A 14,134-nucleotide genomic window follows, 5' to 3' on the forward strand; every position below is an offset into this window, starting at 1 on the left:
TAAAGTCCCGTCCGCTCCGCCACTTATACTAAGCCCGAGTCTTACGACTTGGGCTTTTTTACGTTTGTACTTTGGCTAATCATAGCGCGGCAGCGGTCGTTCAGTTAGTTAGCCTCTTTACCTTGAAGGCGGCGGCCTATCACGCCGGGGGCGCTGATTTTCGGTGTGGCAGTTTATCTATATAAAGTCCCGTCCGCTCCGCYACTTATACTAAGCCCCCTTTTGTTCGCAAATAAGAAAGTACGACTCGGGCTTTTTTACGTCTGAAATTTATGAAAGGTCTCGCTGAGCGGTCGTTCAGTTGGTTAGTCTCTTTACCTTGAAGGCAGCGGCCTATCACGCCGAGGGGTGCGCTGATTTTCGGTGTGGCAGTTTATCTATATAAAGTCCCGTCCGCTCCACCACTGATACTAAGCCCCCTTTTGTTCGCAAATAAGAAAGTGCGACTCGGGCTTTTTTACGTCTATTGCTTGGTAAAAACGCTGTGTTCATAGGGTTGTTTTATATAGAGTTTCTTCTCTACATTATCTTTGCGATAAAATGTTTTAATTCTTCATAATCGCACTTCACCTATTAATGATTCTGATCTGGCTGTTCATTGTTAACTATTTGTTTTTGATGTTTATTTTGTTATCGTATTGTTTAAATAAAGGCGACAAATACGCTTAAAAGAAAACAAATCAACGAAAGTAAAGTCAACGAGGTAAATATGTCTGAGTTTGAAATGTTAGTGATGACCGCTCTGGCGTGCGTCGGAATGGGAATGCTTGTAGTTGGTCCTGCTGTGGTTGCATACGGGCTATATAAAAAGAAGAAGACCCAAGCTTAATTGTAATAATGACTTAAATTATGAAGGCCCCTGTAATGTGCTCACCATTACAGGGGCTTTTTGTTATTGATATGTAGGGATCTTATCTACACTCATTATTGATGATGTGTTGTACTCGAAGCTAAGGAGCTATGAATGCGTAGATTGATTATTCTTGCCATAGGTTACTTAATAGTGGGGTGCTCCGTTGATCAATCTGCTTTTCCAGTTGAGATTAATTACAGTTGCCCTGCTGGCCAATTTTTTACTGTGCGTTATCCAACGGTAGAGTCTGCCGTCATTTATTATTTAAATGATGTCCGAACTTTGCAATATTACCCTTCGGGATCGGGTGCGAAATATCAGGATATATCCGGTGAAACTTTATTGTTTACCAAAGGAGATGAGGCGTTACTGGAGTGGGATGAATATCGCTTAGAGGGTTGTATGGCTGAAGAGTGAGATACGCGAATGGGTGAAAATAAGGGTGGCTGAATAGCCACCCTGTTCGCGAAAACCTGAATCCAGTAGGGAGCGATAAAGTAACACAACAATGTGGTTACCGAAGGACTCAACATTGACCTATTACTAGGCTGTAATAGCACGGCATAACTGGTCTATAACGTGCTATTCGGGGGAACTACATAAGTAAAAACTTACGCATTTTTTCAAGTACTGCTTCTGCTCTTTCTTTGTTCTCCATTTCGACAAAAATGCGTAGCAATGGCTCTGTGCCAGAGAAGCGAGCTAGTGCCCAACCGCCATTTTTGAAGTACACTTTAGCGCCATCAGCGTAGCTGACTTTCTCTATTTCATCTGTAAATTCAGGAAGCTGTTTGTCGATATAAATCTTGTTGTAAAGGCTTTCCCTTTCCGATGCTTTGAAAGTGCAGTCGCCTTCAGCGGTGTAGGCATAACCATATTTATCATAGATTTCATCGAGCATCTCAGAGAGTTTCTTCCCTGTTACACTGATCATTTCAACCAGTAAGCTTGATGCAAATACGCCATCTTTCCCTTTAATATGGCCACGAATAGTTAGGCCACCCGAACTTTCACCACCCAGTAACGAATCATCCGCTTCCATTTGTGAGCTGATATGTTTAAAGCCAACAGGCACTTCAAAGCATTGCTCATCATGAGCATGAGCGACTTTATCCAGCAGGTGAGTGGTTGCTATGTTGCGTACCACAGATCCCTTCCAACCTTTGTACTCTAGTAAGTAATAGTAAAGCAGTAATAACACTTCATTCGGGTGGATGAAGTTACCCTTTTCATCAATGATACCGAGTCTATCGGCGTCACCATCGGTGCCGATTCCAATGTCGTAACCTTCATGAGCAACAATATGCTTGAGACGGTATAGGGTTGCCGCATTGGGGGATGGCATCAGTCCACCAAAGGAGGGGTTTTGACCGTCATTAATCACATCGACATCACAACGGCCTGAAATTAATACGGTTTGAAGGGCATTTTTGGCTACCCCAAACATAGGGTCTATAACAACACGCAGGTTGGCTTTCTTGATCGCTTCAATATCGATAAAGTTGATGATGGAATCAACAAACTCGTTCATTGGGTTGATGACTTCAATTAACCCATCGCGCTGAGCGGTTTCAAATTCAACCGACTGAATGGATTGTTGCGTGATTTGAGCAACTTGCTGTTCAATCTTTTCAGTGATGATCTCGTCTGCATCTCTTCCCCCCTCAATGAAGACTTTTATGCCGTTGTAATCAGCAGGGTTGTGTGAAGCCGTGATGCACGCGGAGTAGGTTGCACCCATCGCTTTTGACTTAAACATTACTATCGGGGTTGGCACGTATTTATTGATAAAGCTAACTTTGATGCCATTGCCCGCTAAAACCTCAGCAAACCAAGCTGCGGCTTTATCAGATAGAAAACGACGATCGTAGCCAATCACAAAGCCATTTGCTTGCACTTGTTCTGTTTGCATAATATTGGCGAGAGCTTGCGCTACTAATCTAACATTGTCTTTGGTGAACTCTTCACCAATCAGGGCCCGCCAGCCGCCTGTTCCAAACTTGATCATGTGGAACTCCTATTTCTCTCGATCTCAAAATAAGGGGAGAAAGTCTCCCCTAAAAAAGTATTAGCCCATGACGACAGTAACGGTATTCACTGAGCCTGCTGCTTGTACGGGAATGGCACCTGAAATAGCGTTGCCATTGAGGGTTATAGAGGCTATGCCCTTACTAACGTTAGCTGGGTTTTCAACAGTGATATTGAAGGTCGCACCACGCCATTGGCGAGTGACTTCAAAGCCAGGCCAATCTTTTGGAATACATGGATCGACAATCAAACCATCAAAGCTTAAACGCACGCCGAGAATGTAGTTCGTTGCTGCAATGTAAGCCCAGCCAGAGGTGCCGGTTAGCCAAGGGTGGTTGGCACGACCGTGATCTTGATGGTCGCGACCCATGATGAACTGCACGTAGGAATAAGGTTCAGTTATACGTGTTTCAATCATGTCATTTTGATTGTATGGGTTTAAGGCATCGTAGAATTTCATTGCCTGATCACCACGGCCTAGCTTGGCTTCGGCTACCCATGCCCAAGGGTTAGGGTGAGAGAAGATAGCGCCATTCTCTTTAACGCCTTGGTATACGCGAGTCACAAAGCCGATATCATCATTAGGGGTGGCGAATGACGGTGCATTGAGGTGAAGGCCGAAGTCTGAGTAGAGGTACTCATCAACTGCGTTCATCGCTTTCTCACCACGCTCTTGCGTTACAGCACCAGAAACTACGGCCCAAGTATTCGATTCAAGGTGAACCTTACCTTCGGTTTGTTCGTTAGTACCCACTTTATCGCCATTTTTGGTAATACCGCGGATATACCAGCCACCATTTTCATCCCATAAGTGCGTTTCACACGCATGCTTCACGCCACCAGCCATGTCTTGGTAGCGGGCGATATCGTCATCTTTACCGAGGAATTTTGCGAGTTCAATAAACTCGGTGATAGCCCAATAGTGAAGGAAAGCCACCATCGAAGATTCGCCACCACCTAAGTTTAGGCAGTCGTTCCAGTCTGCACGCAGACCTTTGGCTATACCTGTTCGCCCTACATGTTCAGCGGTGAAGTCGAGTGCTGCTTTCATGTGGTCGTATACGGTTGCTTCGCCACCATCGGCATAAGGAATGACTTGGTCGAAGAATTCGGTTTCGCCTGTTTCCATCACGTATTTACAGATGGTTGGCACTATCCATAAGTGATCGTCGGAACAAGTATCTTCAATACCATGGATTTTATCTTCATCACTCGGTGTTGGTACAACCGTCGGTGACTTTGATGGTGCAACGTCCGCTTTTTCTGGGTCGAACCAATCAGGATCAAACAGGTGCAAACCATAGCCTGCTTTTACTTGGCCACGGAGTAGATCCACGAGGCGTTTTTTGGTCATCTCTGGGTTGGAATGTGGAACAGCCATGGCATCTTGGGCAGTATCACGATAGCCCAAGCCTGTACGTCCGCCCACTTCGATAAATGACGCAAAACGAGACCAAACCACACAGGTTTCTGCTTGGTAAAGGGTCCACGTGTTCAGCATGGTATCTAAACCTTCGTTAGGCGATTTCACTTGGAACTTGGCACAGCGCTCATCCCAGTGAGCTTTGATCCCAGCAAAAGCGGCATCAACATTGGCATGATCTTGGTATTTTTCACGTAGTCGCGCACCGTTGCCTTTACCTAAACCAAGGATATAAACGAAGCGAACTTCTTCACCTGGCTGAATCACAAATTGCTTATGTAGTGAACCACAATGGTTGTAACAGGTTTGTGCGCTGTTATTACATTGGCCTTGTTCAACGGCAATCGGGTTTGACTCGTCACGGTATAAACCAAGGAAGCTATCACGTTGGCCATCGTAGCTGTCAGGATCAAAGGTTGAAGCTAGGTAGTAGAAGCCTTCGAAATCATTGGTGTTGTAATACAGGTCGTATTCGATCACACCTTGTTGATAAGACGTACCCGCAGAGTAGAGACTCATCTGGTGGTTTTGGTTATCGGATTCAATATGGCTAAATGAAAACTCCACAAATGAAAATGCACTGATAGTACGAGGCTTATCGCTGTCATTTTTAAGCACAACATCCCAAATTTCAGCATCTTCTCCTTTAGGTACAAACAAGGTTTTTTGGGCTTTGATGCCGTTATAGTCACACTTAAATGTTGAGTAGGATAAGCCATGACGCACCTCGTAGGAGGCTTCTTCTAAGCTTTTTGCGACAGGTTGCCATGAGATAGACCAGTAATCGCCAGTCTCATCATCGCGAAGGTAAACATAGTGTCCTGGTCGATCAAAGGTGCCGTTCGGACGGAATTTAGTGACGCGATTGTACTCTGGTGAGTTATAGAACGAGTAGCCGCCTGCATTATGAGAAATCACAGTACAGAACTTTTCCGTGCCGAGGTAGTTAGTCCAAGGTGCTGGGACATCTGGTCGGGTAATGACGTATTCACGGTTGTCGTTATCAAAATAGCCGTATTTCATGTGTAACTATCCTTTTACTGTTCGATGCTGTGTTATTCACAGTGGCGGTACTGGATACCGACCGTATCTAAATATTTAAGTTGACCATTAAGACGAGCGGTGAAGTCGTCCCAGTGTCGTAAATTAGGCTGACTCCAGCAGACCTCCGCCAAAGCTAATAAGCGGGGGTAGAGCATGTGGTCAAAACGTTGTTGGGTATGGATCCGCTCACACCATAATGCCCCTTGGATCCCCATGATTTTTTTGTGAATAGGATCATGGGGTGAAAGTTCGGCAAGTGGGTGATAGCTATAAACTTTATCGAGAGGTAACTTACCCGCCCAATCGACCCCCATCTCATCAGGGGAGTAGCCTTGGACCAGATCGAGGTAAGTGAATTGAGCGGGTTGCATGATGACATCGAAGCCTTGTTGCGCTGATGTCAGTCCTGCTTCTTCACTGAGCCAAGAGTAAATAACGGTGCGGTTATCAATTTGTCCACCCTTGGTCACTTCTTCCCAGCCCATCATGCGTTTGCCTTTGGCCTGTAGGATTTCATCGGCGAAACGTAATAGGTGGCTTTGCAGTGCCATTGGGTCATGGTAGTTATGTTCCGCCATGAATGCTTGGCATGCTTCACTTTTCTCCCATGCGCCAGTAGGTACTTCATCGCCTCCTATATGGACATAAGGGGCAGGGAATAGCTCAGCCACTTCTTGCAGTACCGTTGCTATAAATTCATACGTGCCAGGTAAAGCCGCTGATAAGATGTTGTCGCTATAATTTTGGGCGCTGTTGTATTGCGATTGGTCATTAACGTCTAGCAATAGGTGCGGTAAGGATTTAATCGCTGCGCGGCAATGCCCAGGAATATCAATTTCAGGGATGATAGTGATCCCGCGATCGCTCGCATATTGAATTAATTCGCGGACATCATCTTTACTGTAAAAACCCCCATAACGCTGCATGAGGTTTGTGTATTGTGGCTCTAGTTTTTCGTTCGGGCCACGCCATGCACCAATAGCGGTGAGCTCGGGATAAGCATCGATTTCGAGTCGCCACCCTTCATCATCGGTTAGGTGCCAATGGAAGACATTGAATTTGTAGCGAGCCAATTGATTGATGAAGCTTTTTAAACGCGGTAACGGATGAAAATGACGGGCGCAATCAAGCATCATGCCGCGATAGTGATGATGCGGCTGGTCAGTGATTTCGACCATAGGTACGCTATAGTTGAGCTGAGAATCGGCATGTAGAGGAAGCAATTGAAGCAAGCTTGCGGTTGCATGAACAAAACCTGCCGGTGTGCTTGCTTGCAACCAAATATGATCTTCTTCGATCAACAAATGGTAGCCATCTTGATCGACTTTTTCACTGTACTGATAATGAATATGGCCATCGCGTTGTAAGGTTAACTGGATGGCAAAGTGTTGCTCTAGTTCCGATTGTAGCCAGCGGATAGCGTTTTCAGCACGAGGATCGGCTTGGGCGATGATAGTTGTAGCTGATAAAGTAAATTGACCCGATAACGCGGTAAGTTGAGCGGGTACAGGGATGATATTGATGGCTTTTGCTGGGTGTAATGGTGTGATGTAGCGATCTATCGGAGAGGAGCCCAAATCGACAGTGGTCACTTCTACGGGAATAGGATCCAATAGTCTCTGCTCTTTTTCTTGCCCTGTTTTACTGGTTAAGAACGCATCATTAATACCGTCATCATGAAATGAAAAAGCGGTGGTATTCATTTTAAACTCAGTATAGAAACTGGAGTTCGGCGCTAATACTGGCTCACCATTGGGTGTAAAGACACAATAGCTACCATTTTGCTCAAGGTGTCCGTTAGCAAACGATGCTGCATTGATTTTACGACTATTCGCAAAGTGCAGCACCCAATGTTTTAACGCGCTATCGGTGAGGTTGTGCAGTGTGAGCGCAAAGCGAGTTGATGACTCTGTTTTGGCTATCACTGTCATATCAAGGCGAAAGCTCATCATGCCTCCTCACTCAATGAGTAAAGGTTGTGATTAGCGCGTGCCATGGCGATCGCGCCATCCATTGCATCACCTTGAGGTTGAGCAAGGCGTTGCTGCATGGGCGGGGTTAACCAAGGGTGAATGCGCTCAGCTATGCTTCCCATCAAGCAAATTTGGTTAGCGCCACGCTTGATTAATGCCTGCATCCACATTTCAGTATCTCGTGCTGTTTGCTGCAATAGCTCGATGGCTAAGCGATCTCCTTCGTTAGCAAGAGCAAATATTTGTGGCGAGAATTGGCCGTAGTCACAAGGACGTGCGGTTTTAGACCAATCCACAATGGCATCGACATCATGGTTAAAGTGCTGCAATACATGTTGGGTCAGCGGCGTTGATTCTATGATGCCGTCAACGCTCAATAGCACTTGCTGAATAAGACGAAGCCCCATGACAGCACCGCCACCTTGGTCTGAAATAGGGAATTCACGACCACCGACGATGTGTTGCTGGCCCTTGTTAATGAAAATGCCGCATGATCCTGTGCCACCAATGAGAATGGCACCATCGTTACCGCCCCATGCACCTAAACAGGCACCGTAAGCATCAGTATTTAATGTCACCGCACCGTATGGCGTAGGTTGGTGCATAAAGGCATACCAGGCTTTTTTCTGTTCCGCGCCCGCGAGGGCGAGACCCACAGACATTTCACAATAATTGTCTGCGGTTAAATTGGCCTGGGCAGTGGCAAGCGCGATCGCCTCATTGATTGAATTGAGCGCCACGTCAGCGCCTAATAAAATATTCGCGCTGCCTGTTTTCGCTTCGCCAAGTAGTGCGCCATTAAGGTCGCAAATACGGGCGCGGCATGACGTACCGCCGCCATCAATCCCAACCAGAAAACGAGTCGTGTTATGCATGGTAGCGCTCCTTATATTGCAATGTAATAGCTAACAAATACCATGCACCATGAGGGATCCATTGCTCCCCCCAGCGCCAATTTTGGAGCATGTCATCTTTTTGTGGGTCAGGATTAAAGGCAATATCATGCTCGTTACTAAACCCTGATGTGATCCCATTACAGACGCCACCTTTGGCGTTATAAAACCCAAGGTGGGGTAAGTAATCGGGGTTGTTGCGGCCGTGGCCATCAAGCATCGACATATCAAAAGGGTTCAGCCCCACAATCCAGTTAAGGGCTTGGTGGCCATAGTCTTTCAGTTGGCGGGCTAACTGAGGATCTTCAATATAGGTTTGTGCCATAAAGGCCATTGCCGCTAATGAAGCGATACGGGCATTCTCACCTTGCCACCAGTAGCCAGTTTCATTGTGATGAGGAATGAAAAAAGCACTTTGCTTCTCACCATCGACCGCTTTGGTGTATTGGCGAGGGTAGCCAAAGGGGTTATTCACTTGGTGCGTAATGGTTAGCTCAAATTGCAGCGCCTGCTGTAAGGTTGTCGCAATTGGCTGGTAATGTTCATTTTTACTCTCAATGCTGAGGTAGCGCATTAAGGCGATAGCGGGTAATCCAGCTTCTGCTGCATGATAAAAAGGACGAGAACCATCTTGGGTGGCTGACCAAAAGTGCGCCTGTTGATCATCTGAACATTGGCGAGCACTCAGGCGAGCAGCCCAATCGCGCGCTTCATCAAGAAAGACGGTTTGTTCGGTGGCTTTGTATAATTCAACACTGGCTAAAAGGGCGCAATATTCATCGATGATATTCTCTACACCATCGTCAAGGTATTGCGTGTTATGTTCTTTTAAGTGCCAGTAACCTTTGCAGGCTGCGGCAAGGTAATCCAGGCTTGATATCGCGTAATCGGGCGAAATACGGCTGACAGATTGTTGCTGTGATAAATGCGCCGTAGCAGCCAGAGCGGCAATCGCTACACCACCACCTTGGCGGAATCCTGCGTGGTAATCTGCTGTTTTGTCACCATTTTGCGAAGTATAAGCGCAGATGTCGCGTTGACGGGTTGATTTACTCCATTTGTCGAAGACTGTCATGTAGAAGTAGCCTTGCGGTGATTGCATACGCAATAAGAAATCAGCACCATGCAGCAGCTCTTCTAATAAACGGACGCGAGTAAAATCAGCAGTATCTTGCTCATCTTCTAGTTGCGAATAGGCATGGGCCATATTCCACACAACCATAGGAATTTGTTGTGGGTTTAAGTAATTACCGTAAGAAAGGTGACTGAGGTATTTGCTGACATCACCCGATGCATCGTACCAACCGCCACGGACATCCACGGTTTTATCGCTATTCAATAAGGGCGCGGCTTGATCAGCTAGATCATACTGACCACTACAACGTTGGGATTTGAAGTAGTGAATAACGTCGCTGAATGTACGATTCATCAACAGACCTTCGGCAATTTGAAAAGAAGCTGAGTGTGAATCGCCAACACGCAGATAATATTCGCCATCGGTTTGAATATGGCTGAAATCGATACGATATATATCGCCGGTATGCCATTGATCAACTTTGCCACAGTGGGCAATTGGCAGCTGTATGACCGATTCGCCATCTGTACGACAGACTAATTGCGCCGTGCTGATTGTACATTCAGTGTTGGTCTGAATAAGTGCGTGTTTCACGCCAATACGCTCATAGCCTAGATGATTGATTAACAGCTGCATGTTTCCTCCCTTGACCGCTTTGGGTGAAAGCGGTCAGATTACTAAAGTATTTCTTACTGCGTGTGAATGGGTGTTAGGACTTATTTCCCATTTATTTTTCGTATAAATAACAACGAACAAAGTGGTTGTCAGAGAGTTGAGTGATACTCGGCAGTTTGTCACGGCATTGCTCGGTTGCATGAGTACAACGTCCTGCAAATGGGCAACCTAGGCTTTCTGGTGTCCACAATGGGATCTCACCCTTATTACCTTTGAGTTTTTCGTGGATCGACTTGCTAGGATCAGGGACCGCAGACACCAGTAGTTGGGTGTATGGGTGTTGTGGATCGTGAATAATCTCTTCGGTATCTCCCCACTCGACCATGTGACCGACATACATCACGGCGAGATCTTCAGCAATGTAACGCGCGGTAGCGATATCGTGAGTGATGTAGAGCAGCGCCATTTCTCGCTCGAACTTCATCTCTTCCATCAGGTTAAGCACACCCGCTCGAATCGATACATCCAGCATTGAGGTTGGTTCATCGGCCAGTACGACCTCTGCGCCTACTGCGATATTACGTGCAAGGTTAACCCGCTGGCGTTGACCGCCTGATAACTGGTGCGGGTATTTTGCTGCAGTTTCTTTGGGTGGGATCAGCCCCACTTGTTCAAGCAAGCTGTAGACGTGTTCTTCCAGCTCTTTTTTATTGGTTTTGCTGACTTTGTTATGGATTAACAAAGGGCGCGCAATGTGGTGGAAAATGGTATGGGTTGGGTTTAATGACCCGAACGGGTCTTGCCATACCATTTGCACGCCTTGGCGGTATTGCATCAGATCTTGATGGTTTTCAATCTCTGCAATGTCGCGGCCAAAGTACTCAATGTGGCCTGACGTTGGCGCGTACATTTTGGCAATCATTTTTGCTGTGGTTGATTTACCTGAGCCTGATTCTCCCACCACGGATAAGCCGCGGCTTTTGTACATTTTGAATGAGACGTCATTGATGGCCCGCATCATTGATTTCTTTAATGAGTTACTGTTGACGGGAAAATCTTTTACGAGATTCTTCCCTTCAATAATTGGTGATCCTGTTGGCTTGCTCATCATGTTTCCTTACTGAATTCTTTTTATTAACTGCTTTTATTGAAAAGGTGGCAGTTTGAAAAGCGATGTGGCTCTAGCTGACGAAGTTGAGTAGGGATGCTAGAACATGCGCCATGGACTTTGCTACAACGCGCTTGGAAGCGACAACCTTGTGGAACTTCCAGTAAGTTCAATGGGTTACCTGGGATACCTGTTAATCGCGTTTTGGGCCCCGTTAGTGGTGGGAATGAGCTACCCAAGCCTTCGGTGTAAGGGTGGAACGGTTTTTCCAGTATTTCTTTTGATGGCGCGACCTCGACCAGCTCACCTGAGTACATGATGCCAATGCGATCGGAGAACTCGACCATTAGCGATAAGTCATGAGTGATGAATAAGATCGAAAAGCCAAACTCTTCTTTGAGTGCATAGATCTTTTGTAGAATTTCACGCTGTACCACCACATCAAGCGCGGTGGTTGGTTCATCCATGATGATCATCTTAGGATTGAGCGCGAGGGCGATAGCAATCACTAAGCGTTGACGCATACCACCTGAAAATTGGTGCGGGTAATCGCGCAGACGATCAGGGTGAATATCAACAATTTCGAGTAAGCCTTGTGCACGACGAATAGCATCTTTGCGGCTCATGTTAGTGTGGCGCATTAGCACGTCACAGAATTGGTCTTCCATGGTCAATACAGGGTTGAGTGCATTCATCGCACTCTGGAATACCATTGACATTTGACTCCAGCGAAAGGCTGTCATATCTGGTTCGCTGAGGTTTAAAATGTCACCCTGTCCATCGAAAATCACCTCACCACCGGTGATAAATGCTGGTGGCTTATGAAGGCGCATCAGCGCCATCGCAACGGTCGATTTACCACAACCAGATTCACCGGCAAGGCCAAAGATTTCACCTTTGCCAATATCGAAACTGACGTTGTTGACGGCGCGGACATCGCCAGCATCAGTAATGTAATCCACGCAGAGATTGCGAATGGAGATTTGTGGATTAGTCATTATTTATCGCCTCCTTGAAGAGCGGGTTGTGGAGCTTCTGCCATTGCTGGTGCTTTTTCTTTTTTATTTGCTAAGTTCTTCCAACGGCGCATGCCTTTGTGTGAACGCAGTTGTGGGTTAGCAATTTCATCGACAGCGAAGTTAAGTAACGCAAGGCCAACCGCAATAAAGGTTAACGCCATACATGGCACCAATAGCTCCCACCATGCCCCGACGAGCATTGATGATGAGGTTTGCACGTTGTACAGCATGATGCCCCAACTAATGGTGCTTGGGTTACCGAGACCCAGGAAGGACAAGGTTGCTTCGGTCATGATGGCGAGCATCACTGAGCCAATGAAGCTTGCACCCACGATAGAGATCAGGTTGGGTAGAATCTCAACAAAGATGATACGGGCCGAGGATTCTCCAAGTACTTCAGCGGCTTTGATAAATTCTTTTTCACGGATTGATAGGGTTTGCGCTCTGACAACCCGCGCGCCCCAAGCCCAGGAGGTAATACCAATCACCAATGCAATCGTGGTTGGGCCTGCTTCACCAATGAAGGCGGCAATCACAAACAGTAAAGGCATTTGCGGTATAACCAGCATGATGTTCATGGCAGCAGAAAGAATGTCATCAACCCGTCCGCCAAAGTAGCCTGCAGAGACCCCGATTATGGTGGCAAGGAAACACACCATGATACCGGCACCAAAGCCAACAGCGAGAGATGTACGCGCCCCGTAAACCACTTGTGACCAGACATCTCGCCCCATACGTGTGGTGCCAAGTACATGCTCAGCATCTTTTGACATGCGCAGTGTACGTTTGCTATCTGCAAGGTTGGTTGCCACCCATCCGTCAGGGTTATTTTGCGCAGCTTTAACAACAAATGCAGGGTACTCGTGTGGATTACCTGTACGTTTGTTAGGTGCATGTTCGGTGATCACAGGGGCAAAAATGGCACCAAAAATAAAGATTAAGATAATCGATAACCCAACCAGTGCTTTAGGGTTCCCTGAGAGTAATTTAATTAAACCTTTCATATTATTTGCCTCCTTTACGTAGGCGAGGGTCCAGTGCCACGATGAGGATGTCGGCCAAGAAGTTAAAGAACAGCATAAACAGCGTCATAATCAGTAGCTGACCTTGCAGGACTTGGTAGTCACGCGCTTTGATGGCGTTGAGTAGTACGGTGCCTAGGCCTGGGTAGTTAAAGATCATCTCGATAATGAGCTGACCACCAATAGCCATACCCAATGCCATCGATAGAGCCGTTACACTCGGTAGCATGGCGTTACGTGCGGCGTAGTTGAATACCACGCGACTTTCACTCAGGCCCTTACCTTTTGCCATCGTGATGTAGTCTTCGTTTAGCAAGTTGATCATGTTATTACGCATGTTGATCAAGAAGCCGCCGATTTGAATGATGGTGGCACAGAACAGAGGCAGTACGGCGTGGTAAGCCACATCCTTAAGGAATGCCCAGCTGGTCCAGTCTGGTGTGGTGCCCGCGGTGTAAGCGTAGGTTGACGGGAACCATTTGGTGCCGATAGCAAAGGTATAGAGCACCAGCATGGCAACAACAACAGGGGGAACGGCTTGAACAACCATCATCCCTGGTGAAATAAATGCATCGTATTTACTGCCGCGTTTCCATGCTGCGTAAATACCCAATACAGAACCTAAACAGAAAGCCAAGATAACAGCAGTACCTGCAAGAAATAGTGACCAGCCCACTGCGCCAGCCATGACTTCGTTTACGGTTTGTGGGAAGGTTTGGATAGAGATACCCAGATCCCAAGCAAGAATACCTTTAAGGTAAATAAAGTATTGCTGGTAGATAGGGCCATCAACAAAGCCCAGCAGTTCTTTCATTGCCGCAATACGCTCTGGGGTCACTTGCACAGACGCATTAGCGAACATCATTGTCACGGGATCACCCGGCATGGCTCGCGGCAAAATAAAATTCAGTGTTATTGCAAATAAAAGTGCTATCAAATAAAACGATAACCGACGTATAAAGAATCCCATAACTCACACCTTAATCATCCAGCATTTAATCCCTGTGCTAGATTCAGGACAGAAATCCCCCTGACGCAAAGCGCCATAACTTTCAAAAGAGTGGGGGAAGAGGCGGTGCGC

Annotated in this window: 10 protein-coding genes; 1 reads left to right on the plus strand and 9 read right to left on the minus strand. The window is 46.6% G+C overall.

Going from position 1 to position 14,134, the window contains the following annotated elements:
- Positions 1 to 964: 964 nt before the first annotated feature.
- Positions 965 to 1,270, plus strand: coding sequence for an MliC family protein (locus tag L4C35_RS19555; protein WP_428464476.1), 306 nt, complete (start codon positions 965 to 967; stop codon positions 1,268 to 1,270).
- 178 nt (positions 1,271 to 1,448) lie between these two features.
- On the opposite strand, the gene L4C35_RS19560 is transcribed toward L4C35_RS19555, so the two are convergent.
- The 9 genes from L4C35_RS19560 to L4C35_RS19600 form a co-directional block, all read right to left on the minus strand.
- Positions 1,449 to 2,861 carry a phosphoglucomutase/phosphomannomutase family protein gene (locus L4C35_RS19560; protein WP_428464477.1) on the minus strand — a complete coding sequence of 471 codons (1,413 nt, stop codon included), beginning with the start codon at positions 2,859 to 2,861 and terminating at the stop codon, positions 1,449 to 1,451.
- 60 nt (positions 2,862 to 2,921) lie between these two features.
- Positions 2,922 to 5,327 (minus strand): glycoside hydrolase family 94 protein, encoded by a 2,406-nt coding sequence (locus tag L4C35_RS19565; RefSeq protein WP_428464478.1) that lies wholly within the window; start codon positions 5,325 to 5,327, stop codon positions 2,922 to 2,924.
- Between the two features lie 32 nt (positions 5,328 to 5,359).
- Positions 5,360 to 7,297 (minus strand): beta-N-acetylhexosaminidase, encoded by a 1,938-nt coding sequence (locus L4C35_RS19570; protein WP_428464479.1) that lies wholly within the window; start codon positions 7,295 to 7,297, stop codon positions 5,360 to 5,362.
- On the minus strand, positions 7,297 to 8,196 hold the full coding sequence (locus L4C35_RS19575; protein ID WP_428464480.1) for a glucosamine kinase nucleotide-binding domain-containing protein: 900 nt from the start codon (positions 8,194 to 8,196) through the stop codon (positions 7,297 to 7,299). The genes L4C35_RS19570 and L4C35_RS19575 overlap by 1 nt, the downstream gene beginning before the upstream one ends.
- Positions 8,189 to 9,925, minus strand: coding sequence for a glycoside hydrolase family 9 protein (locus L4C35_RS19580; protein WP_428464481.1), 1,737 nt, complete (start codon positions 9,923 to 9,925; stop codon positions 8,189 to 8,191). The genes L4C35_RS19575 and L4C35_RS19580 overlap by 8 nt, the downstream gene beginning before the upstream one ends.
- A gap of 91 nt (positions 9,926 to 10,016) precedes the next feature.
- Positions 10,017 to 11,012 carry an ABC transporter ATP-binding protein gene (locus L4C35_RS19585; RefSeq protein WP_428464482.1) on the minus strand — a complete coding sequence of 332 codons (996 nt, stop codon included), beginning with the start codon at positions 11,010 to 11,012 and terminating at the stop codon, positions 10,017 to 10,019.
- Positions 11,013 to 11,038: 26 nt separating this feature from the next.
- Positions 11,039 to 12,010: an ABC transporter ATP-binding protein gene (locus L4C35_RS19590; protein WP_428464483.1), complete on the minus strand. Its 972-nt coding sequence runs from the start codon at positions 12,008 to 12,010 to the stop codon at positions 11,039 to 11,041.
- Positions 12,010 to 13,035, minus strand: a complete 1,026-nt coding sequence (locus tag L4C35_RS19595; protein ID WP_428464484.1) for an ABC transporter permease — start codon at positions 13,033 to 13,035, stop codon at positions 12,010 to 12,012. The genes L4C35_RS19590 and L4C35_RS19595 overlap by 1 nt, the downstream gene beginning before the upstream one ends.
- A 1-nt stretch (position 13,036) precedes the next feature.
- Positions 13,037 to 14,023, minus strand: a complete 987-nt coding sequence (locus tag L4C35_RS19600) for an ABC transporter permease (protein WP_048900315.1) — start codon at positions 14,021 to 14,023, stop codon at positions 13,037 to 13,039.
- Positions 14,024 to 14,134 lie beyond the last annotated feature (111 nt).

Source organism: Photobacterium kagoshimensis (genome assembly GCF_050337045.1).
Lineage (GTDB): Bacteria > Pseudomonadota > Gammaproteobacteria > Enterobacterales > Vibrionaceae > Photobacterium > Photobacterium kagoshimensis.